Origin of the sequence: Blastococcus saxobsidens (assembly GCF_002938435.1) — a bacterium.
Taxonomy (GTDB): Bacteria; Actinomycetota; Actinomycetes; order Mycobacteriales; family Geodermatophilaceae; genus Blastococcus; species Blastococcus saxobsidens.
On record NZ_POQT01000004.1, the window covers coordinates 45,030 to 66,903 of the forward strand.

The following is a 21,874-nucleotide window of genomic DNA, read 5'->3' on the forward strand; positions in this document are numbered from 1 at the left end:
TCGTCGTGCTCTTCGCACCACCGTCGCGCGGGGAAACGGAGGACGCCCCCGTGCGCTCCCGCACGCTGCCCCTGGTCCTGTGCGCAGTCCTGGTGTCCGGGTGCACCGACGACGGCGAGGACGAACCCGCTGGTGCGGACCCGGCCGTCGTCGGCGTCTCGGCGCCGGGGGAGCGGCTGACCGTGATCGGGGATGCCGATGCGGTGGCCGCCGCGGTGAGCACCAGCCGGGCGTTGTTCGAGCGGTCCGGCGTGGCGGTGGTCGCCGGTGCGGACGACCGCGCGGGGGTCCTGCTGGGGTCGTCGGCCGCCGTCGGCCTGGGCGTGCCGCTGCTGGTGGTCGACGGGGCGGCCGGCGGTGCCGTGGTCGGGGAGCTCGACCGGCTCGGTGCCGCCGACGTCCTCGTCGTGGGCGACGCCGAGCTGACGGCCGACGAGGGCGGGCCGGAGGTGCTGGCGGTGCCGGCCACCGCCGCCGCGGTGTCCGAGGCGACCGGGCTGGACCTGGGCGAGGCCGATCCCGTGCCGGCCGACGGCGACGCGGCCGCGGTGGCCGCGCTGGAGCGCGACGCACCGGGGGGGCTGCGGCCGGAGGGCGAGGAACCGGCGGCGGCCTCCGTCGACGGCTCGCTGCCGCCGGTCGAGCCCGCCGAGCCGCTGGACGACGTCGTGGTGCTGGCGACCGGGGACTCGCCGGCCGGGATCGCGACCGCCCGCGCTGCCGGGGCGCGGGTCCTCCTCACGGGCGGGGCGACCGACCCGCGCGCCTCCGAGGACGTCGTCACCGCGCTCGGGGACCTGCCGGAGGACGCCGCCGTCGTCGCGCTGGGCGCCGGCTTCGCCGCCGAGGAAGGGCTGGACTGGAAGACCGCCACGGCTGCCACCGGCGACCAGCTGCCCGGCGGCGGGCAGCTGGTGTTCCCGGGCCGGCTGCTCGTGGCGCTCTACGGGCACCCCGGAACCGGGGCGCTCGGCGTGATGGGTGAGCAGCCGCTGGACCAGGCCATCGCACGCGCGCAGGCGCACGCCGCCCCGTACGAGCCGCTGGTGGACGCCACGGTGGTGCCCACCTTCGAGATCATCGCGACCGTCGCGTCGTCGTCGGCCGGGGACGACGGCGACTACTCGGCCGAGGCCGAGGTGGACTTCCTGCGGCCGTGGGTGGAGGCGGCCGGCGAGGCCGGGATGTTCGTGGTCCTGGACCTGCAGCCGGGGCGCACCGACTTCGTCACCCAGGCCGAGATGTACCGCTCGCTGCTGGAACTGCCGCACGTCGGCCTGGCACTGGATCCGGAGTGGCGGCTGGGCCCCGGCGAGGTGCACCTGCGGCAGATCGGCTCGGTCGACGTCGAGGAGGTCAACCGGGTCGTCACCTGGCTGGCCGACCTGACGCGGGAGAACGCGCTGCCGCAGAAGCTGCTGGTCCTGCACCAGTTCCGGCTGGACATGCTGCCCGGGCGGGAGCGGGTGGACCTGGACCGGGACGAGCTGGCGGTGATGGTGCACGCCGACGGCCAGGGCGGGCAGGGCGACAAGCAGGCCACGTGGGCCGCACTGCGCCGGGATGCCCCCGAGGGGCTGTGGTGGGGCTGGAAGAACTTCTACGACGAGGACCTGCCGATGCTCACCCCGGAGCAGACCATCAGCGACGTGGAGCCCGATCCGCACCTCATCAGCTACCAGTAGGGCCGGAACCCTCCCGTTCTGTCGGCGGGCTGTGGTGTGCTGGTCCGCACATCGACCCGGAGGTGGTGCAGGTGACCAGCGTCGCGCTCGGCCCGACCGACCAGTTGGACCCACGGTTGCTCGAGCACCGGCGGGAGCTCACCGGCTACTGCTACCGGATGCTGGGTTCGGTCTTCGACGCCGAGGATGCCGTCCAGGAGACGATGGTCCGCGCCTGGCGCGGGATCGCCGACTTCGAGGGCCGGTCGGCGGTGCGCTCCTGGCTCTACCGCATCGCCACGAACGTCTGCCTCGACCAGCTGTCCGGTCGGAAGCGGCGGGCCCTGCCGATGGACCTGTCCGGTTCGCCCTACCCGCCGGTGGAGGCGTCGCTGGCCGGCCGCCTGCCGAGTGCGGCGTGGGTGGAGCCGGTGCTCGACCGCCAGGTCATCCCCGAGGACGGTGACCCGGCCGAGCAGGCGGTGGCCCGCGAGTCGATCCGGCTGGCCTTCGTCGCGGCCCTGCAGCACCTGCCCCCGCGCCAGCGGGCCGTGCTGATCCTGCGGGAGGTGCTGCGCTGGAAGGCCGAGGAGGTCGCCCAGCTGCTCGACTCCACGGTGGCGTCGGTGAACAGCGCCCTGCAGCGGGCGCGCGCCACGCTGGCCGATCTCGAGGGGCGCCCCGCGCCGCGCTCGCTCGACTCCGACGACCGGGCGCTGCTGGCGCGGTACCTCGACGCCTTCGAGCGCTACGACATCGACGCCTTCGTGCAGCTGCTGCACGAGGACGCCACCCAGCACATGCCGCCGTTCGAGATGTGGCTCCAGGGTCGCGAGGACATCGGCACCTGGATGGTGACGCCGCCGGCCAGCGGCTGCCGCGGCTCGAAGCTGATCCAGACCTCGGCCAACGGGACGCCGGCGTTCGCGCAGTACCGGCCGGCCGAGGGTGGTGGTCACGTGCCGTGGGGTCTGCACGTGCTGGAGATCGAGGACGGCCGGATCGCCCACATCTCCAGCTTCCTGAACCTCGACTGCGAGCTGTTCGCCGCACTCGGCCTGCCGACGTCCCTGTAGGCGCCGGCCCGTCGGCGAGCCCGACGCGTTCCGGTTGCGCTTGACCAGGGGCCGCAGCGCGGCCAGCCTGGGGCGATGACAGTGGTGGCGCTGCCCGTGCACGGGCACTGGGCGGTGGACGCCCGCGGTGAGGGACGCTCGATCCGGGTCTCGACGCACATCGAGAAGGGGCTGGTCGTGCTCAGCCTGTGGCGCGGCGAGACCTGCGTCGGCACGGCACGGCTGTCGCCCGAGGACGCGGCCGGGGTGGTCACCGGGCTGACCGACGGTCTGGCCGCGATGGCCGTCCGCCCGCGGGTCGTGAGCGCGGACGCCGCACGGGTCGCCGACCTCGAGGGCCGGCTGGCCCGGCTGGAGCACCAGGCCAGACCGCTGTGGCGACGGGCGGCCGACGCCGTCACCGGCTGGGGCGTGCGCGCGGCGGTCCGTTCGGGGAGCTGACCGGCTCAGGCAGGATCCGGGCGGGCATCGACCGGCACCGGGTCGGGCGCCGGCGGTGCGGGCGGTCCTGGCGGCGCGGGGGGTGCGTCGCCCAGCGGACGCCGGATGAAGGCCACCGAGACGAGCGCGCCGGCGAGCAGCAGGCCGGCCATGATCAGCGTCGCGGTGCGGAAGCCGGCCGCGAACGTGGTCGGCTCGGTGTAGTCGGTCCCACCCAGACCCGCGGCGACGGGCACGACGGCGACCGCCAGCAGACCGGCGGCCCGGGCCACGGCGTTGTTCACCCCGGAGGCGACGCCGGCGAAGCGGTCCGCGGCGGAGTCCAGCACGGTGGCGGTCAGCGGGGCGACCAGCAGCGTGAGACCGGCCCCGAAGAGCGAGACGGCGGGCAGCACGTCGCCCAGGTAGGAGGCCTGCGGGCCGATCCGGAGCATCAGCAGCACACCGACGGCGGCCACCAGCGGGCCCGCGGTGAGAAGGGCACGCGGGCCGATCCGCTGGGCCAGCGCCCCGACGCGTGCGGAGAACAACAGCATGAGCACGGTGACGGGCAGCAGCGCGGTGCCGGCCAGCAGCGGGCTGAACCCCGACACCACCTGCAGGTGCAGCACCAGCAGCACGAAGAGCGCACCCAGGGCGGCGTAGACGAACAGGGTGGCGGCGTTGGCGGCGTTGAACTGCCGGTCGGCGAACAGCGCCGGCGGGACCAGGGGGTGCCGCGACCGCCGCTCGACCACGACGAAGGCGACGAGCCCGAGGACGCCCGCTGCCGCGCCCAGCCAGACCGCCGGGCCGGCTCCCCGCTCCCCGATGGCGGTGAGGGCGTAGGTGAGCGCGCCAAGCCCCGCGGCGACGAGCGCGGTCCCGGTCCAGTCCAGCCGGGGAGCGGCTTCGGGATCGCGCGATTCCGGGACGTGCCGCGCGGCGACCGCCACGACCAGCACGGCCAGCGGCACGTTGATCAGGAAGACCGCCCGCCAGCTCCACTCCACCAGCCAGCCCCCGACGAACGGCCCGATCGCCGCGGCCACGCCGGAGAGCCCGGACCAGGCCCCGACCGCGGCGGCGCGGTCCGGCCCGGAGAAGGACGCGGAGATGATGGCCAGGCTGCCCGGCGTCAGCAAGGCGCCGCCGACGCCCTGCAGGGCGCGGGCGGCCACCAGGGTCCCGATGTCGGGGGCCAGCCCGCACAGCAGCGAGGCGAGCGCGAACCACACCACTCCGACGACGAAGATCCGGCGCCGCCCGTAGCGGTCGCTCAGCGAACCGCCCAGCAGGATGAGCGCGGCGAGCGTGAGCGTGTAGGCGTTGACGGTCCACTGGAGCCCGGCGAAGTCGGCGTCGAGGTCCGCCCCGATCCGCTCCAGGGCGACGTTGACGACCGTCGCGTCGAGCATGGCCACGCCCGAGCCCAGGACCGTGGCGAGCAGCACCCACCGCGCCTGGGGCGTGCCCATGCGCAGGCCGGTCCCGGCCGCGGGTGGCACCGCCATGATCGCTCCTCCTCCGCAGCCCGCGGACGGTGTCCCCGGGCGGCTCACCGCTGGTCAACGTCGGCAGCGACCCGTGATTCCCGCCGAGGCGTCGCGCATCATGTCGGGCATGGCGCCAGAGGCAGAGCTCGTGATCGCGGCCGGCGAGATGCCGGGCTACCTGGCGCCGACGGCGGCCCTGGTCGTGGCGGCCGCGGTGATCGGCTACCTGTCCGCTCGCGCCCGGGTGGTTCCGATCGTCGGCTTCCTGGTGGCCGGCGTCCTGATCGGCCCGGCGCAGCTCGGCATCGTCGAGAACGGCGAGGCGGTCGAGGCAGCCGCCGACATCGGCGTGATCCTGCTGCTGTTCACCATCGGCATCGAGTTCTCCCTGGAGCGGCTGGCCCGGGTCTGGACCTGGATCGCCGTCGCCGGTGGCCTGCAGCTGGTCCTGGCGACGGGCGCCGGGCTGGGGCTCACCCTCGCGCTGGGCGGCGGCTGGCGCGACGGGCTGTTCACCGGGTTCCTGCTCGCGCTGTCGTCCACGGCGATCGTGCTGAAGCTGCTCGGTGAGCGGCGGGAGAACTCCGCCGTCCGCGGGCGGCTGGCGCTGGCCGTGCTGATCGCCCAGGACCTGGCCGTGGTCGCGATGGTGCTCGTCGTCCCGCTGCTCGGCGCCGGCACCGGTGCCGACGGCGAAGGGTCCGGCGGCGGCTCCCTGCTCTGGGCGCTGCTCACCGCGGTGGCCGTGATCGCCGTCGTCCTGGTGCTCGCCCGGCGGGTGATGCCCACGGTGCTCGACGTCGTCGCGCGGACCTGCTCCCCGGAGGTGTTCCTCCTCGCGATCGTCGCCGTCTGCTTCGGCACCGCCTACCTGACCGCGCTCTCCGGGGTGAGCGTCTCGCTCGGCGCGTTCCTGGCGGGTCTGGTCGTCAGCGAGAGCCGCACGAGCAGCCAGGCGTTCGCCGAGGTGCTGCCGCTGCAGATCGTCTTCAGCGCGGTCTTCTTCGTCTCGGTCGGCATGCTGCTCGACGTCGGCTTCATGCTCGCCAACCTGCCGCTGGTGCTGGGCGCCGCGGCCGTCGTCCTGCTGGTCAAGACGCTGACCACCGCCGTGGCCGCCACCGCCGTCCGCATCCCGGTCCGCACGGCCGTCGCCACCGGGCTGCTGCTGGCCCAGGTGGGGGAGTTCTCCTTCGTGCTGCTCACCGTGGGCACGGCCGCGGGGCTGGCGCCGCTGGGGTTGGCCGACGACGGTGCGCAGGTCGCCGTCGCGACCACCGTCCTGCTCATGCTCGTCACCCCGCAGCTGGCCGCGGCCGGGGCGCGCATCGACCGGTCGCGCGCCGCCGGCCCCGGGGACGCCGGCGGGCACGCGGGGAGCGCGCCGCGCGGGCACGTCGCGATCATCGGCTGGGGACCGACGGCCCTCGAGGTCGCGGCGGCGCTGCGCGGCCGCGGGGTCGACGTCGTGATGACCACGCTCAACCCCGACGGGGCGGCGCAGGCGGAGTCCGCCGGGCACCGGGTGGTGCGCGGGGACCCGACCAAGGCCGAGATCCTCCGGACGGCGGGGGTGCCCGACGTCCGCCTCGTCGTGGTCGCCGAGGACGACCCCGAGCAGGCGGTGCGGGTCGTCGCGTCGGCCCGGGCGGTCACCGACGCCCCGATCCTGGCCCGCCCGCTGGGCGCCGTCGACGTCGCCGAGCTGGCCGACGCCGGCGCGGACCACATCCTCGACCGGGACCGGCTCTCCGGTCAGGCGCTGCTGCGCTCGGTGCTCGGGGAGCTGGGGCACCCGGTCGTGCACCCGAGCCGGGGTCGGGCGGTCGTCGACACCGCACGGGTGGTCCGCTACGCGTGGCCGGAGGGGAGCGGGTGCGGGCACGGGACCGCCTCCCGGCCGGTGCTGCCCCTGGCCCCCGGCTGCGTGGGCTGCCTGCAGGAGGGCACCGAGTGGGTGCACCTGCGCACGTGCCTGAGCTGCGGCTACGTCGGTTGCTGCGACTCCTCCGAGCGTCGGCACGCCCGCGCGCACGCCGCCGCGGACGCCCACCCGCTGGTCGCCTCGGCCGAGCCGGGGGAGAGCTGGGCCTACTGCTTCGTCGACGACGTGACGGTGCCGGCGCCGGCCGGCGCGGCGCCGGAGGCCGAGTCCTCGCCGGCGGCGTCGCCCCCGCCGTGACCGTCGGTGGCCGTCGTGCCCGGCCGCCGTGGAGGACCCCGTGGAGCCGACGTAGTTGGTTAGGCTAGCCTTCCCTCGCTTCGCTCCGACGACGGCGGCGTCCTCCGGGGGTTCGGTCCGTCGGCGCAGCTCTCGACGACTGGAAGGACCCCATGTCCCGCGCATCGACGCTGGCCGCCCTCTCCGCAGCCGTGCTGCTGACGGGTGGGCTCGCCGCCTGCTCCTCCTCCGAGGCCGAGGCCCGGGCCGACGGCAGCGGGGAGTCCGCCCCGATCACCATCGAGCACGCCCTCGGCACGACCACCGTCCCGGAGAAGCCGGAGCGCGTCGCGACGGTGGCGTGGGCCAACCACGAGGTGCCGCTGGCGCTCGGCGTCGTGCCGGTGGGCATGGCCGCGGCCAACTTCGGTGACGACGACGGCGACGGCCTGCTGCCCTGGGTGAAGGAGCGGCTCGAGGAGCTCGACGCCGAGACCCCCGTGCTGTTCGACGAGACCGACGGGATCGACTTCGAGGCGGTCGCCGACACGAACCCCGACGTGATCCTCGCCGGCTACTCGGGCCTGACCCAGGAGGACTACGACACGCTCAGCGAGATCGCTCCGGTCGTGGCCTACCCGGAGGCGCCGTGGGCGACGCCGTGGCGCGAGGTCATCGAGATCAACGCCGCGGGCATGGGCATGGCCGCCGAGGGCGAGGAGCTCGTCGCGAGCATCGAGCAGGAGATCGCCGACACCGTCGCCGAGCACCCGCAGCTCGAGGGCACCTCGGCCATGTTCATGACCCACGTGGACACGACCGACCTCAGCGAGGTCAGCTTCTACACGCCGTTCGACACCCGCAGCGCCTTCTTCGCAGACCTCGGGCTGACGACGCCGGCCAGCGTCCAGGAGGCCTCCACCGACCCCGAGCAGTTCTCCGGCACGGTCAGCGCCGAGCAGGTCGACGCGTTCGACGACGTGGACGTCATCGTGACCTACGGCGACCAGGAGCTCGTCGACGCGCTGAACGCCGACCCGCTGCTCTCCCAGATCCCCGCCGTCCGCAACGGCGCGCTGGTCCTGCTGCCCAACACCCCGCTCGGCACGGCGGCGAACCCGACGCCGCTGGCCATCTCCTGGGTGCTCGAGGACTACGCCACGATGCTCGCCGAGGCAGCTGACAAGGGGCAGTGACCGCACTCGCCCCAGCCCCGACCCCGGGGGCCGCCGTCGTGCGGCGCCCGGGGTCGGCGCGCGTCCTGTGGCTGCTCGTCGTCGTCGCGGTGCTGGTCCTGCTCGCGGCCGCCTCGGTGGCGGTGGGCTCCCGGGACGTCGGCTGGTCGGACATCGTGGGCGCCCTCGGCGGGTCCTCGGACACCATCGCCGAGGCGGCGGTGACCAAGCGCATCCCGCGGACGGTGCTCGCCGTCCTCGTCGGGGCGGCCCTCGGGCTCGCCGGCGCGGTGATGCAGGGCGTGACCCGGAACCCCCTGGCCGACCCCGGCGTCCTGGGCATCAACATGGGCGCGTCGCTCTTCGTCGTCGCCGGCTTCGCGTGGTTCGGGCTGTTCACCGCGACCAGCCGGATCTGGACGGCGATCGCCGGTGCCGCGGTGGCGGCGGTCTTCGTCTACGCCGTCGGCTCGCTCGGCCGGGGCGGGGCCACGCCGCTCAAGCTCGCGCTGGCCGGGGCCGCGACGTCGGCGGCGCTCACCTCGTTCATCACCGCCATCGCCCTGCCCCGGGGCGACATCGCCGAGAGCGTGCAGTCGTGGCAGGTGGGCGGGGTGGGCGGCGCGACCTTCGCCGGCATCACGCCGGTCCTGCCCTTTCTCGCCGCCGGCCTGGTGCTCAGCCTGCTGTCGGCCCGCAGCCTGAACTCCCTGGCTCTGGGCGACGAGCTCGCGGCCGGCCTGGGGGAGCGCGTCGCGCTGGTCCGCGGCGTGGCCGCCTTCGGCTCGGTGCTGCTCTGCGGCGCGGCCACCGCGGTCGCCGGCCCGATCTGGTTCGTGGGGCTCGTCGTCCCGCACCTGTGCCGGTTGCTCGTCGGCGTCGACCACCGCTGGCTGCTGCCGTTCTCGGCGCTCACGGGGGCCTGCCTGCTGACCGCCTCCGACGTGGTGGGGCGCATCATCGCCCGCCCGGCCGAGCTGGACGTCGGCATCCTGACCGCCCTTCTCGGCGCCCCGTTCTTCATCGCCATCGTGCGGCGCCAGAAGGTGCGGGAGCTGTGAGCACCACCCTCGCTCCGGCCCCGTCGACGGTCGGCGCCGTCGCGAGCGGCCGGACCCGCCGCGCCGCCCGGCGGCGCGTCGTCGTCGTGGTGCTCGCCGCCCTGGTCGTCGCCGGGTTCGCGGCGTCGCTGATGGTCGGCCGGACCTTCTACCCGCCCGGCGACGTGCTGCGGGTGGTGGCCGGCCAGGAGGTGGCCGGCGCGTCGTTCACCGTCGGCCGGCTGCGGCTGCCGCGTGCGGTGCTGGCCGTCGTGGCCGGCCTGAGCTTCGGCCTGGCCGGCGTCACCTTCCAGACGATGCTGCGCAACCCGTTGGCCAGCCCGGACGTCATCGGCATCAGCACCGGGGCCAGCGCCGCCGCGGCGTTCGCGATCGTCGTCCTCGGCTGGTCGGGTACGGCGGTCTCGCTGACGGCGATCGTCGCCGCGCTGGGTGTGGCGCTGCTGATCTACGGGCTGGCGTTCACGAACGGCGTCGCGGGCACCCGGCTGATCCTCATCGGCATCGGCGTCGCCGCGATGTCCACCAGCGCGACCAACTACGTGCTGTCCAAGGCCGGCGCCTGGGGCTACGCCGAGGCGCTGCGCTGGCTGACCGGCAGCCTCAACGGCACCACGTGGGCCGTGACGGTCCCGGCACTGGTCGCCCTCGTCGTGCTCGGGCCGGTCCTGCTGAGCCGGGCGCGGGAGCTGTCGGCGCTGCAGCTCGGGGACGACGCCGCGTCGGCCCTCGGTGTCCGCGTCGAGCGGACCCGCGTGGTCGCCATCGTGGCGGCGGTCGGCCTCATCGCCTTCGCCACCGCCGCGTGCGGCCCGATCGCCTTCGTGTCGTTCCTCGCCGGGCCGATCGCGGCGCGCGTGGTCGGCCCGAACGGCTCGCTCCTGGTGCCGGCCGGGTTCGTGGGAGCGCTGCTGGTGCTGCTGGCGGACCTCATCGGCCAGTTCGCCCTCGACACCCGCTTCCCGGTCGGCGTCGTCACCGGGGTGCTGGGCGCGCCGTACCTGATCTACCTGATCGTCCGGACCAACCGCGTCGGAGGTTCCCTGTGAGCGGACAGGGGCGTGAGCATCGCAGCGAGCGCCAGCGAGCGAGGAGCGGAGCGCCTCGCGGGAGCGAACGGAGAGCACTGTGAGCGTCACCCACTCGCTCGTCGCCGATGGGCTGAGCCTCGCGTACGGCGAGCGCACCGTGATCGAGGACCTCGACCTCGTCGTCCCGCCCGGACGGATCACCGCGATCGTCGGGGCCAACGCCTGCGGCAAGTCCACCCTGCTGCGCTCCATGTCCCGCTTGCTGGCGCCGCGCGACGGCCATGTCCTGCTCGACGGCAAGGCGGTGCACCGCTTCCCGGCCAAGGAGCTGGCCCGCACCCTCGGCCTGCTCCCGCAGTCGCCGATCGCGCCAGAGGGCATCACCGTCGCCGACCTCGTCGGCCGGGGGCGGCACCCGCACCAGGGCGTCTTCACCCGGTGGCGGACGGAGGACGACGTCGCGGTGGCCGCCGCGCTGGAGGCGACGCAGGCCGTCGAGCTGGCCGACCGTTCGGTGGACGAGCTCTCCGGGGGGCAGCGGCAGCGGGTCTGGATCGCCATGGCGCTGGCCCAGCAGACCGACCTGCTGCTCCTGGACGAGCCGACGACCTTCCTCGACGTGAGCCACCAGATCGAGGTGCTGGACCTGCTCACCGACCTCAACCGGGCCCGCGGCACGACAGTCGTCATGGTCCTGCACGACCTCAACATGGCCGCCCGCTACGCCGACCACCTGGTGGCGCTGGCCGCCGGCAGGGTGCACGCCGCGGGGGAGCCGGGCGACGTGCTCACCGAGGAGTGCATCCGCGCGGTCTTCGGGCTGGACAGCCGGGTCATCGTCGACCCGACGTCGGGCCGCCCGCTCATGCTGCCGATCGGCCGCCACCACATGGCGACGGCGGCCGCCGCCGGCTGACCGGAGGGTCAGAGGTGCTGCGCGAGGTCGGCGTGCATCACCTCGTCCGGCGGCAGCGGCGCCGGCAGCCGGCAGTGGTCGCGGAAGACCACGCCCATCGGCGCGAGGTCGCCGCGCCCGGGCCACTTCTCCGGCTCCCAGAGCCCGGAGCGCAGCAGCGACCGCGCGCACTGGAAGTAGGCCCGCTGCACCTGGACGACCAGCGCCGAGCGGGGCGGCCGGCCGAACTCGGTGAGGTCCACGTCGACCTCGTCGGCGGGGACGAGCGCGGCCGTCCCGAACACCCGCAGCGTCTCGTTGATGCCGGGCGCCACGAACATCAGCGCGACCCGGGGGTTGGCCGTGACGTTGCGCAGGCTGTCGACGCGGTTGTTGCCGGGGCGGTCGGGGAGGACCAGCCGGGAGTCGTCGAGGACCTTCACGAAGCCCGGCTCACCCCCGCGGGGTGAGACGTCGGGGAAGCCGTCGGCGTCGGCGGTGCCCAGCGTCAGCCAGGGGGAGATCCCGATGAACGCCCGGCAGTGCCGGTCCAGGTGGTCGATCTCCTTGTCCCAGGCGGGCTGGGACGCGTCCCCGTAGCCGGCGAGGGGATCGGGCGCACTCATGCCGCAGACGGTAGAGAGATGGTCCGGCAGCGGGCCGCCCCGGTTCCGGGGCGGGCGCGCGGGCGCTGCCCCATGATGGGTCGCGAGGGTCGGCGGAGGGCCTGCCCCACTACTCGCCCGGCACCAGGAGCTGATCGTGGAGATCACTGCCGCAGTCGTCGAAGAGCTGCACGGCCCGTTCGTCGTCCGGTCCCTCGAGCTGGAGGATCCCGGTCCCGGGGACGTGCTGGTGAAGGTGGCCGCGACCGGCTACTGCCACACCGACGGGATCGCCCGCGACGGCGACCTCCCGTTCCCGCTGCCGGGGGTGCTCGGTCACGAGGGGGCCGGCACGGTCGTCGCGGTGGGGGAGGGCGTCACCGGCGTCCGCGAGGGGCAGGACGTGGTGCTGGGCTGGCCGTACTGCGGGGAGTGCCGCAACTGCCTGGCCGGGGAACCGCGCTACTGCCTGAGGCTCGGTGAGCTCGTCGGCGGGGGCCAGCGCCCCGGCGGCCGGGGCTCGGCGTTGCGGACCCCCGACGGCGGGACCGTGGCCAGCCACTTCTTCGGCCAGTCGTCCTTCGCCACCTACGCGATGACCTCGGCGTCGTCGCTCGTGCCCGTCCCGGAGGGGCTGCCGGTCGAGCTCATGGGTCCGCTGGCCTGCGGTCTGGCCACCGGTGCGGGGGCCGTCTTCAACACCCTGCGCCCGGAGCCGGGGTCCTCGATCGTCGTGTACGGCGCCGGGACTGTGGGGCTGGCCGCGGTGATGGCCGCCCGGTGCTCGCCTGCGACGACGATCATCGCCGTGGACCGGCACGCGTCACGGCTGCGGCTGGCCACCGACCTGGGCGCCACCCACACCATCGACGCCACGGACACCGACCCGGTCGGCGCCGTCACCGACATCTGCGGTGGCCCGGCCGACGCCTCCCTGGACTGCACCGGGATCCCCTCGGTGCTCCGGCAGGCGATCGACTCCGTCGGAATGCTCGGGACCGCCCTGCTCATCGGCGGCGCACCGGCGGGGGCGGAGTTCAGCGCCGACCACCTGAGCACGCTGTGGGGCAAGACCATCCGCGGCACGCTGGGCGGCAGTGGCCGCGGGCAGGCGCTGATCTCGTCCCTGATGGACCTGCACGTGCAGGGGCGGTTCCCCTTCGACCGGCTGGTCCAGTACTTCCCGCTGGAGGACATCGCGGACGCCGTCGAGGCCTCGCACAGCGGTGTGGTCGTCAAGCCGATCATCCGCATGCCGCACTGACGGGCTCTCGCCTCCGACCGGACGACCGATCCAGGCTCCTCGCGCCGACCGAGAGGATCTGCACATGACGACCGACCGCACCTCGACGCCGGCGAACGTCCTCGGCGAGGATCCCCGGCCGCGCTTCTTCGCGTTCGAGGACCCGAGCCGCTTCGAGCTCGCCCCGCCCGGCGCCCGGCGCGACGTCGCGGTGCGCACCTTCGTCCGGTCGCTGGAGGGCATGCAGAAGGAAGCCCTCGTGGTCTCCAGCGCCAGTGGCCGCGGATGGCGCCTGACCTCGGACGAGGGGCCGTACCTGGCCGGCTACGACGAGGCCCCGTTCCCCCTGGCCTTCCTCGATGCAGGCATGGTGGCGTCGTACGCCAACGAGGTCACCGCCCTCGCCGCGCAGCGGGGGATCGCCCTCCCCGGCCTGCGGCTGACGCTGGACAACCACTACACGATGGAGGGCTCCGCGGTCCGCGGGACGATGGTCGGCGGCGCGCTGGCGCCGGAACTCACCATCGAGGTGGAGGCCGGCGCCGACCAGGCCGCGCTCCGCAGCCTCGGGGCCGACGCCATCGACGCCTCGCCACTGAACGGCCTGCTCCGGGGGCAGCTGGAGAGCCTGTTCACGCTGACGCACAACGGCGAGCCGCTGGAGCCGTCGCGGGTGGCCGCTCTGGAGGGAGCGGCGCTGCCGGACGCCGAGGACCGGTACGACGAGATCGCCGTCGACGGCCCACCGGAGGCCCCTGAGCTGATGCGGAGGACCGGCTCGGCCGAGCTGCACGAGGGCGATGGGGGCAGCAACTCCAGCCTCCGCGCGGAGCAGAAGCGGGCGCTGCACGTGCGTGGCGTGTGCACTGTTCGTGCCGACGGCGTGAAGGTGATCGACGTCCAGCTGCTCGAGCCGAGCGGCTCGAGGTTCCGCTTCCTCTCCGACGAGCCGGTGGGCGCCGGTGGCCAGGGCCTCGCTCCCGACGCCGCGACGCTGATCTCCGCGGGGATCGCCTTCTGCTTCATGACCCAGTTCGGGCGCTACGCCGCGATCACGAAGAAGCGGCTCGGCAGGTACCGGATCATCCAGGACACCCACGTCTCCCTCGGTGGTGCGTCCGGCGGGACCGGACTGGCCGGTGGCGCCGATCCGGTGGAGACGCACGTGCACCTGGAGAGCCAGGAGGACGACGAGTTCGCGCGGACCCTGCTCGACATGGGCGAGCAGACCTGCTTCCTGCACGCGCTGTGCCGGACCGACCTGAAGACCAGGCTCCGGTGGTCCTCGACCGTCGCCGTGCCGGCGGCCGGTGCCTGAGCGCGGCGAGCCCCGACCTCGTGCGCCGCTCGACGCACGTCCGACCCGCGCGACCGTTGTCGCGTCTCGGCCTCGGGCTTGCCGGTGCCGATCGCCTGCCGGCCCCCGGGCACCTCCCGCGTCCTCCCGGGTTGAGCCTGACGCGCAGCGAAATCTCCAGGCACGCGCCTAGCGCTTCCGGGACGCCCGCGTCGGGAGCACGATGACCCCTACTGGCAGGCTTCGCGGAGGGGTGAGAGCGACGCGTGCTCCGTCCATCGAGGACCGCCCGGTCGAGCCGTGGGGCCGGCGGTGGTTTCCGGTGCGACGACGGGCCGCTGCGCCGCCCGCGGCGCCGGCACCGGACGGGGATGCCGGCCGAGCAGCGGGCGCGGTGCCTCGGCGTGGATGGGTCTCGCCGTGGCGCAGCGGGCCGCCGGCGAGCCCGCCCGACCCGCTGCCGACGACGACCGTCGCGTTCGATCCCGACGACCCGCTGGTCGAACACCTGGCGCAGGTGGCCGAGCCGATCGCCCTGGACCGCATCGATCTGGACTCGCCCGGCGTCCGGGCGCTGAAGGCGGCCGGCATGGCGTTGCTGGTGCCGCTGGTCACGTCCGGGGAGCTGGTGGGGCTGCTCGCTCTCGGCCCGCGCCGCTCGGAGCGCGAGTACTCCACGAACGACCGTCGGCTGCTGCAGGACCTGGCGACGCACGCCGCACCCGCGGTCCGGGTGGCCCAGTTGGTCCGCGAGCAGGAGGCGGAGGTGCTGAGCCGGCAGAGGATCGAGCAGGAACTGCACGTCGCCCGGCTGATCCAGCAGCAGTTCCTGCCGAAGTCCCTGCCCGAGATGCCCGGCTGGCACGTCGCCGCCCACTACCAGCCGGCCCGGGAGGTCGGCGGGGATTTCTACGACTTCCTGCAGCTGCCCGGAGGGCAGGTCGGCATCGTCATCGGCGATGTGACCGACAAGGGCGTGCCGGCCGCGCTGGTCATGGCGACCACCCACAGCATCCTCCGAGCCGAAGCGGCCCGGCTGCTCGCGCCCGGGGAGGTGCTGCGTCGGGCCAATGCGCTGCTCGTCGAGGAGATGCCCGCGAACATGTTCGTGACGTGCCTGTACGCCGTTCTGGACCCCGCCAGCGGCCGGCTGCGGTACGCGAACGCCGGGCACGACCTGCCGTACCTGCGGAGGGCGGAGGGCGTGGTGGAGTTGCGCGCCACGGGGATGCCCTTGGGCCTGCTGCCGGACATGGACTACGAGGAGAAGGAGGTCCGGCTGGAGCCGGGGCAGGGCGTCCTCTTCCACAGCGACGGGGTGGTCGAGGCCCATGACCCCGAGCGCACCATGTTCGGTTTTCCCCGGCTCAAGGAGCTCGTCGCGGGCGCGACATCGGAGACGGACCTGATCGACCGGGTGCTGACGCACCTCGCGGCCTTCACCGGGCCGGACTGGGAGCAGGAGGATGACATCACGCTGGTCACGCTGTCGCGGACGGCGACTGCGGCGGTCATCGGGATGGACGGGCCGACCGACGCAGCGGGCCTGCCGCCGCAAGCCCGGGTGCTGGCCGCCTTCACGGTGGCCAGCGAGCCCGGCGGTGAGCGGGCGGTGCTGCCGAGGCTGGCGGCAGCTGTGGACCCGCTCGGCCTGCCCGCACTGCGACGGGACGCCCTGGCAACGGCCGTGGCCGAGGCCACCATGAACGCGATCGAGCACGGCAACGGCAACCGCCCCGAGCTGCCGGTGCGCCTGGTGGTCGCCGCCACGGACGATGCCGTGCTCGTGACCGTGACCGATCGAGCGGTCCACGGGCCCAGCCCAGAGGGTCCGGAGCAGCCGGATCTCGACGCCAAGCTCGCCGGGCGGCAGTCGCCCCGGGGCTGGGGGCTGTACCTCATGCGAAACCTCGTCGACGAGGTCCGCACCCGCGACCAGGTCGGCGGCCACACCGTGGAGCTCGTCCTGCACCGGGACGGAGTGGCGTCATGACCCCTCGCTACCCGGTGCGCATCCCCCGAGCCAGGGTCGTGGTCCTCGACCTGGCCGGTGACCTGCGCGCCGAGGCGCGGGAGGACCTCGAGGCCGCCTACGACGAGGCCGCGTCGCGCGAGCCGCAGACGGTCGTCCTCAACCTGTCGGACGTCGGCTACATCGATTCCACCGGTATCGCACTGCTCGTCGGACTGCTGGCCCGCGCGCGCCGCGACGGCCGGGACGTCACCGCGTACGGGTTGTCGGCCCACTACCGGCAGATCTTCACGATCACCCGGTTGTCGGAGTTCATCACGATCTACGACGACGAGCCCAGCGCCCTGGGACATGTGACCGCGAGCGCCTGAGATCCGCACGAAGATCCGCACGAAGGGGAGCGCCGATGTCCGTCACCCAACTGGAGACGTCCGTGCGTCACACGGACCGCGACGTCGCCGTCATCGACCTGAAGGGCGATGTCACCGCGGCGAGCGAGGCCGCGCTCATGGACGCCTACCGGGAGGCGAGTCGCGACGAGCCGCGCGGCATCGCGTTGAACTTCTCCGATCTGGACTACATGAACAGCGGAGGCATCGGGCTGCTCGTGACGCTGCTCGTGCGGGCGAAGCGTGCTCACCAGCAGGTCACGGCGTTCGGGCTCTCCGACCATTACCGTCAGATCTTCGAGCTGACCCGCATCGACGAGGTCATCGGCGTGCATCCGGACGAGCGACACGCACTCGACGCGGCCCGTCTCGGAGCGCGAGTCCGGTGAGCGACCGCCTGCCGGGGGAGGAGTACCGCGCCGGGCGGTCGTCAGGCGAGCGGACGGACGGTCCGGAGCTGCCGCTACCGGACGACGCCGGCCCGATTCCTCGGGTTCCGCGCGACGCCTCCTACTGGGCCGCTCCGGTCCAGCGGCTGGGCGCCGTCTCGGATGCAGCCAGGAGCCGGGGATTGGAGGGCAAGCGGCTGATGGGCCCGCAGCAGGGCTTCGGTCAGCTGTGGCAGCGCAACTATCGCGTGCCGCTGCCGGGAGTGGACTTGTCGGCCGCGCAGGTGGTCGGTGAATGGAAGGCGCGGTTCGGTGAGTTCTGGCCGAGCGGCGGCAGCTTCCACGCACCGCTGGCGGGCATCGCCCCGGGAGAGCTGGCCGCACTCGACGTGGGGGTGGGGCAGCTCGTCCTGCTGTCGACCGGGGTCTTCGTGCTCTACGCGGACGAGACGTCCTTCACGTTCATGACGCCGCAGGGCCACATGTTCACCGCATGGATCACCTTCGCGGCCGAGGAGGACGGTGGGACCAGGACCGCTGAGGTCAGCATGCTGCTCCGCGCCGCCGATCCGGTGGCGGAGGTCGCCTACCTCTTGGGGGCGGCGCGGATGGAGGACCGGTTCTGGATCGCGACGTTGACGAACCTGGCTGCCGCGCTCGGGGCCGAACGGCGGCCGGTGGTCACGCGGATCACGTGCGTGGATCGACGTCGGCAGTGGCGGCGCTGGACCAACCTGCGGCACAACGGAGGGCCGCGGACCCTGATCCACGGATTCAGAGCGCCTCGAGGCTGACCGTGCGCGAGTACTCCCTGGCTCCGGGGGTGTAGGCCGTGCCGGCGCCTGGCCGCAGTCGGGCGTGGGTGCCCTGGCTGCTGTGCACGGTGGGCCTCGCGCTCATCCTGCTGTCGCTCGCCCTTCGAGTCGGCCTGGGGACGTCGTCGCGAGGATCCGAGTCTCCGTACTTCTTCTTCGCGCTCCCGGCCGTCGTCGCTGCCTCCCTGGTGGGCGCGCTGCTGGCGGCACGGATGCCGGGCAACCCCTACGGCTGGGTGTGGCTCGCCGGGGCCCTGCTGCTGGGCGTGGTGGGAATCTGCACACAACTGCGACGCGTGGACGACGTCCCGTACTGGGCGGTGGTCCTGGTGGAGGACAACGCCTTCCGCACGGTCATCGCCCTGATCATCCTCATCTTCCTGCTCTTCCCGACCGGCCGGTTGCCCAGCCGCCGGTGGCGGTGGTTGCCGCTGACGACCATCCTGTTCCTCCTCGTCACTGGAGGCGCCGCAGCCTTCGGGCCGTCCCGACGTGACCCCGTTGCCACCACCCCGTGGGCGATCACGGGGGAAGCAGGTGAGCGGTGGGCCGATGTCGCCGAGGTCGGCTTCGTCGGTCTCTTCCTCCTGGAAGTCGCCGCGGTCATCTCTCTGGGCGTGCGCTTCCGACGTGCCGGCCCACTCGTGCGGCAACAGTTGAAATGGTTCCTGTTGGCGGCCGCGATCGTGGGGGCGACGATCCTGGCGGACGCCGTCGACCTGCGCATGGGTGACGGGCTGTGGCCCTACCTCAACGCGTCATCCTCCGTCCTGATCCCGATCGCCGTCGGGATCGCCGTCCTGCGCTACCGGCTCTTCGAGATCGACCGGCTCATCAGCCGAACGGTCTCCTACGCGGTGCTCGTCGCGGGGCTGTTCGCGGTCTACGGACTCGTGGTGGCTGTCCTGCTGCCCCGGCTGGGCCCTCTGGCCCGCGCCTCGGACCTGGTCGTGGCCGCTGTCACACTGGCGGTCGCAGCGGTCTTCGGGCCGGTGCACCGGCAAGTGCGGGATGTCGTCGACCGACGCTTCGACCGGGCCCGGTACGACGCGTCGCGGGCCGTCGAGGCCTTCGCCGCCCGGCTACGCGATCAGGTCGATCTCGGTGAAGTGACGACCGGTCTCCGCCAGACCGTGGCGGCGACGGTGGCGCCCACCGTCGTCGCGGTGTGGCTGACAGAACCCTCCGTCCACCGGTCGGCGTAGACCATGTCGGTTCAGCCCGGGGACGGCGGTCCGGCTGCCGCGCCGACGGAAGGGGGTCCGCCAGTGGCTGCCTCAGCCGCTCGGCGGCCTGACCTCGGCCCTCGCGCTGGTGGCGGCTGCGCCGGTCCCTGGGACGGGCCAGGCCACGGTCCGCATGGTCTTCGACGTGCTCGGCCTCGACGTCATCGGCCTCCTCGGTGCGCTGATGGCTGCGTGCTTCCACGGGAAGTCCTACGGGTGGCTCGGGTTGGCCCTGGGACTGTGCCTCGGGGCGCAGACCGTGCTGCAGGTGGATGGGGTCGACGCTGGCGGGGAGCGTCACGGTGATCGGCCGCAGAGGCGCCGCCTGGGCCCCCTGGCTGGTCTCCGGAACCGCGGTCGGCCTGCTCTGCTGCGCGATCGTCCTGCACCTCGCGACCCGCGACGAGGCGGGGGCCACGGCAGCCGACACGTTGCTGTTCGTGGTCAGCTGCACCTGCAACGTCAGCGCTCCCCTGGTCGGCGGGCTGATCGCCCGGCGCCTGCCGGCGAGCCCGTATGGCTGGCTGCTGCTCGCGATCGGGATGGGCATCAGCCTCTTGGCCGTTCTGCCCACGCTGCGGCAGGCGGAGATCCTTACCTACTGGATCGGGGCCTGGCTCGAGGGCGCCGTCTTCCTCACCCTTCCCAGCTTGATGATCTTGGTGATGCTGCTCTTCCCGGACGGCCGACTGCCCAGCCGTCGCTGGCGATGGCTGCCCAGGATGTCCGTGGTGCTCGCCCTGCTCCTGGCTGTCGCTCTGCCCTTCACGCGGTGGGAGGACGATCCGGCGGCGGCCAGCCCGTGGGGCCTGCCGGCGACGGCCGCGAATCCGCCGACCTCCACGCCCTGGGCCTTGCGGGGCGCCGTGGGGATGCGGCTGTCCGAGCTGTTCGACCTGGGCGTGTTCGTGCTCGTGGTCCTCGCGACCGTCGCCGTGGGATCGATCCTCGTGCGTTTCCGGCGGGCGGGGCCGGTCGTCCGCCAGCAGCTGAAGTGGTTCCTGTTCGCCGGTGCCTTGTTGGTGGCCACCGTGGTTCCGGAGGCCACCGATGTCCGGATCGGCGACTCCGTGTGGCCGTCTGTGGAGGCGGCGGCTTTCGGACTGATGCCGATCGCGGTGGGCATCGCGATCCTCCGCTACCGGCTGTTCGAGATCGATCGCGTCATCAGTCGGACGGTGACGTACGCGCTGCTCACCGCGGGGCTGGTCGGGATGTACTTCGTCGTGGTGACCCTCCTGCGCTGGGCGGCTGCGCCGGTCATCGGAAGTTCGGCCCCCGCCGTGGTGCTGTCGACGCTGGCGGTGGCGGCCGCGTTCCGGCCCGTGCACCGCCGGGTGCAGGCTGCCGTCGATCGGCGCTTCGACCGGGCGCGCTACGACGCCGCTCGGGCCGTCGACGCCTTCGCCGTCCGGCTGCGCGACCAGATCGATCTCGACGAGCTCGTCACCGGCCTGGGGCAGACCGTCGCGGCGACCGTGGCCCCCACCCGCATCGGCGTGTGGCTGCGCCGGAGCCCGAGCGGAGGCGGGTGACCGTGCGCCGCGTCCCGACGGTGGCTGCTGTGTGCGCTGACCGTCGTCCTCCTCGTGTCGGCCTCGGTACCGCGGGCCCGAGCTGGATCGGGTCGGCTGTCCTGTCGCTGGGGCGATGGGCGTCGCCGTGCTGCGGTACCGGATCTGCCGGAGACGACTCCTGGGGCTGGCGGAACGTGTCCCGCGCCGGGGCTGATGGCGGCTCTGATCCACCGGTAGGACGAGGGCCATGGCGGCACCGTGGGTCCCCGGACGCAGACGGGTCGCGCGACGCCGCTGAACGATGTCCCGCGACATCGAGGTGGAGCGGGTGACCGGGATCGAAGCGGCAAGTCCGGCGTGGAAGGCGTGGGCACTCGAACTGCGAACCCCCTGCTCGGAGCCTGGATGGACGGATCCCGCGCAGAGCAGGCGCGAGGTGCGTGGCCTGCTCGCGCGTGCGTTCGGCGCCGGGCGGATGGCGGCTGGCTGGACCAGCCGTTCGTCGCCGCGCACAGCTCAGGGCTCGGCGTAGCCGTGGTCGGCGGCGTAGTTCCGCAGCACGTCGTCGGTACTGTCCCCGGCGAGCGGGAACTGCTGCGCCAGGAGGTGCGCGTAGTCCTGCACCGCCTCCGCCAGCACCGTCCCGGCCAACCGCAGCTCCTCCTGCGCGGACTCCCGCCCGGCCCGGGCGAGCTCGCGGGCGAAGGGCAGCTGCGCCGGCAGCGATGCCACCGCATCCGTCTCCCGGAAGTAGTAGGTCTCGGCGTACTGGGTCAGGTCCACGCGGATCTGGGTCAGGTCACCGGCCAGCGACTGCAGCAGCGTGGCCGACGAGGAGGAGTCCGTCGCCGGCAGCAGCCGCGCGGCGCCGGCCCGCTGGAGCAGGGCCAACCGGATCGCCAGCGTCCGGCGCCGCGCCAGCGCGGGGTAGATCTGCAGGACCCAGGACACCGCTGCGGTGAGCAGCGCGAAGCCGATCAGCGCCTGCAGCGGCGAGGTCAGCCGCAACCAGGGCTCCTGGGGAACGATGTCGCCGTAGCCCAGGGTCGCCACGGTGACCAGGGACAGGTACAGCGAGTCGAGGAAGTCACTGCGCTGTGCGGGATCCAGGCTGGAGCTGAAGGAGAACCCCTCGGCCATGTGCGGCCAGTAGACCAACGTCCAGCCCGCGACGATGGTGACCCCCCAGGTGAGGATCACGCTGAGCAGCGCCACCGGACCCATCACCGAGCTCTGATGGGCACGCCGCTTCAGCAGCTGGGACCCGCGCCAGACCATCAGGATGACCAGCCGGCTGAGCGTGCCCTGGCCGCTGGGATGCCAGATGGTGTGGAACATGTCCCGTACGGCGAACAGGACGATCCCGGCACCGGCGGCGGTGATGAGCCAGTCCATGAGCTCCCTCTCGTTCTGTGGGTTCGGTGGGCGACATCCGGAGCCGG

19 protein-coding genes are annotated in these 21,874 nt (G+C 73.6%); 16 read left to right on the top strand and 3 right to left on the bottom strand.

The window, feature by feature from the left end:
* Positions 1-50: 50 nt before the first annotated feature.
* The 3 genes from C5507_RS03570 (at position 51) to C5507_RS03580 (ending at position 3,181) form a co-directional block, all read left to right on the top strand.
* Positions 51-1,685: a hypothetical protein gene (locus C5507_RS03570; RefSeq protein WP_104527168.1), complete on the top strand. Its 1,635-nt coding sequence runs from the start codon at positions 51-53 to the stop codon at positions 1,683-1,685.
* Positions 1,686-1,756: 71 nt separating this feature from the next.
* A complete protein-coding gene (locus C5507_RS03575; RefSeq protein ID WP_104527272.1) occupies positions 1,757-2,740 on the top strand; it encodes a sigma-70 family RNA polymerase sigma factor in 984 nt (327 codons plus the stop codon).
* Positions 2,741-2,815: 75 nt separating this feature from the next.
* Positions 2,816-3,181: a hypothetical protein gene (locus C5507_RS03580; RefSeq protein WP_130504135.1), complete on the top strand. Its 366-nt coding sequence runs from the start codon at positions 2,816-2,818 to the stop codon at positions 3,179-3,181.
* Between the two features lie 5 nt (positions 3,182-3,186).
* Here C5507_RS03580 and C5507_RS03585 read toward each other — a convergent pair whose 3' ends face one another.
* On the bottom strand, positions 3,187-4,674 hold the full coding sequence (locus tag C5507_RS03585) for an MFS transporter (RefSeq protein ID WP_104527170.1): 1,488 nt from the start codon (positions 4,672-4,674) through the stop codon (positions 3,187-3,189).
* A 109-nt stretch (positions 4,675-4,783) separates the two neighbouring features.
* Between C5507_RS03585 and C5507_RS03590 the strand changes: the two genes are divergently transcribed.
* The 5 genes from C5507_RS03590 to C5507_RS03610 all read left to right on the top strand — a co-directional run bounded on the left by C5507_RS03590 (position 4,784) and on the right by C5507_RS03610 (position 11,000).
* Positions 4,784-6,838, top strand: a complete 2,055-nt coding sequence (locus C5507_RS03590) for a cation:proton antiporter (RefSeq protein WP_104527273.1) — start codon at positions 4,784-4,786, stop codon at positions 6,836-6,838.
* Positions 6,839-6,990: 152 nt separating this feature from the next.
* Entirely contained in the window at positions 6,991-8,013 is a 1,023-nt protein-coding gene (locus C5507_RS03595) for an iron-siderophore ABC transporter substrate-binding protein (RefSeq protein WP_104527171.1), read from the top strand.
* The gene (locus C5507_RS03600) at positions 8,010-9,053 is read left to right on the top strand and encodes a FecCD family ABC transporter permease (protein WP_104527172.1); all 1,044 of its coding nucleotides are present in this window, start codon (positions 8,010-8,012) and stop codon (positions 9,051-9,053) included. Before C5507_RS03595 ends, C5507_RS03600 begins: the two co-directional genes overlap by 4 nt.
* On the top strand, positions 9,050-10,102 hold the full coding sequence (locus tag C5507_RS03605) for a FecCD family ABC transporter permease (protein ID WP_104527173.1): 1,053 nt from the start codon (positions 9,050-9,052) through the stop codon (positions 10,100-10,102). The genes C5507_RS03600 and C5507_RS03605 overlap by 4 nt, the downstream gene beginning before the upstream one ends.
* Before the next feature lie 79 nt (positions 10,103-10,181).
* The gene (locus C5507_RS03610) at positions 10,182-11,000 is read left to right on the top strand and encodes an ABC transporter ATP-binding protein (RefSeq protein ID WP_104527174.1); all 819 of its coding nucleotides are present in this window, start codon (positions 10,182-10,184) and stop codon (positions 10,998-11,000) included.
* A gap of 8 nt (positions 11,001-11,008) precedes the next feature.
* On the opposite strand, the gene C5507_RS03615 is transcribed toward C5507_RS03610, so the two are convergent.
* Positions 11,009-11,605 (bottom strand): MSMEG_1061 family FMN-dependent PPOX-type flavoprotein, encoded by a 597-nt coding sequence (locus C5507_RS03615; protein ID WP_104527175.1) that lies wholly within the window; start codon positions 11,603-11,605, stop codon positions 11,009-11,011.
* A gap of 136 nt (positions 11,606-11,741) precedes the next feature.
* Here C5507_RS03615 and C5507_RS03620 point away from each other — a divergent pair, with 136 nt between their 5' ends.
* From C5507_RS03620 to C5507_RS03655, 8 genes are all read left to right on the top strand, one after another.
* The gene (locus tag C5507_RS03620) at positions 11,742-12,848 is read left to right on the top strand and encodes an NAD(P)-dependent alcohol dehydrogenase (protein WP_104527176.1); all 1,107 of its coding nucleotides are present in this window, start codon (positions 11,742-11,744) and stop codon (positions 12,846-12,848) included.
* A 64-nt stretch (positions 12,849-12,912) separates the two neighbouring features.
* Positions 12,913-14,145, top strand: a complete 1,233-nt coding sequence (locus C5507_RS03625; protein ID WP_104527177.1) for an OsmC family protein — start codon at positions 12,913-12,915, stop codon at positions 14,143-14,145.
* Between the two features lie 373 nt (positions 14,146-14,518).
* Positions 14,519-16,117 (top strand): ATP-binding SpoIIE family protein phosphatase, encoded by a 1,599-nt coding sequence (locus C5507_RS03630; RefSeq protein WP_158657498.1) that lies wholly within the window; start codon positions 14,519-14,521, stop codon positions 16,115-16,117.
* The gene (locus C5507_RS03635) at positions 16,114-16,467 is read left to right on the top strand and encodes an STAS domain-containing protein (protein ID WP_104527179.1); all 354 of its coding nucleotides are present in this window, start codon (positions 16,114-16,116) and stop codon (positions 16,465-16,467) included. The genes C5507_RS03630 and C5507_RS03635 overlap by 4 nt, the downstream gene beginning before the upstream one ends.
* Before the next feature lie 35 nt (positions 16,468-16,502).
* Positions 16,503-16,874 carry an STAS domain-containing protein gene (locus C5507_RS03640; protein WP_104527180.1) on the top strand — a complete coding sequence of 124 codons (372 nt, stop codon included), beginning with the start codon at positions 16,503-16,505 and terminating at the stop codon, positions 16,872-16,874.
* On the top strand, positions 16,871-17,668 hold the full coding sequence (locus tag C5507_RS03645; protein ID WP_130504136.1) for a hypothetical protein: 798 nt from the start codon (positions 16,871-16,873) through the stop codon (positions 17,666-17,668). Before C5507_RS03640 ends, C5507_RS03645 begins: the two co-directional genes overlap by 4 nt.
* A gap of 38 nt (positions 17,669-17,706) precedes the next feature.
* Positions 17,707-18,894: a hypothetical protein gene (locus C5507_RS03650; protein ID WP_130504137.1), complete on the top strand. Its 1,188-nt coding sequence runs from the start codon at positions 17,707-17,709 to the stop codon at positions 18,892-18,894.
* Between the two features lie 323 nt (positions 18,895-19,217).
* Positions 19,218-20,450: a hypothetical protein gene (locus C5507_RS03655; RefSeq protein ID WP_130504138.1), complete on the top strand. Its 1,233-nt coding sequence runs from the start codon at positions 19,218-19,220 to the stop codon at positions 20,448-20,450.
* A 498-nt stretch (positions 20,451-20,948) separates the two neighbouring features.
* Here the strand turns inward: C5507_RS03655 and C5507_RS03660 are convergent, their stop codons facing one another.
* Positions 20,949-21,827 carry a potassium channel family protein gene (locus C5507_RS03660; RefSeq protein WP_104527184.1) on the bottom strand — a complete coding sequence of 293 codons (879 nt, stop codon included), beginning with the start codon at positions 21,825-21,827 and terminating at the stop codon, positions 20,949-20,951.
* Positions 21,828-21,874 lie beyond the last annotated feature (47 nt).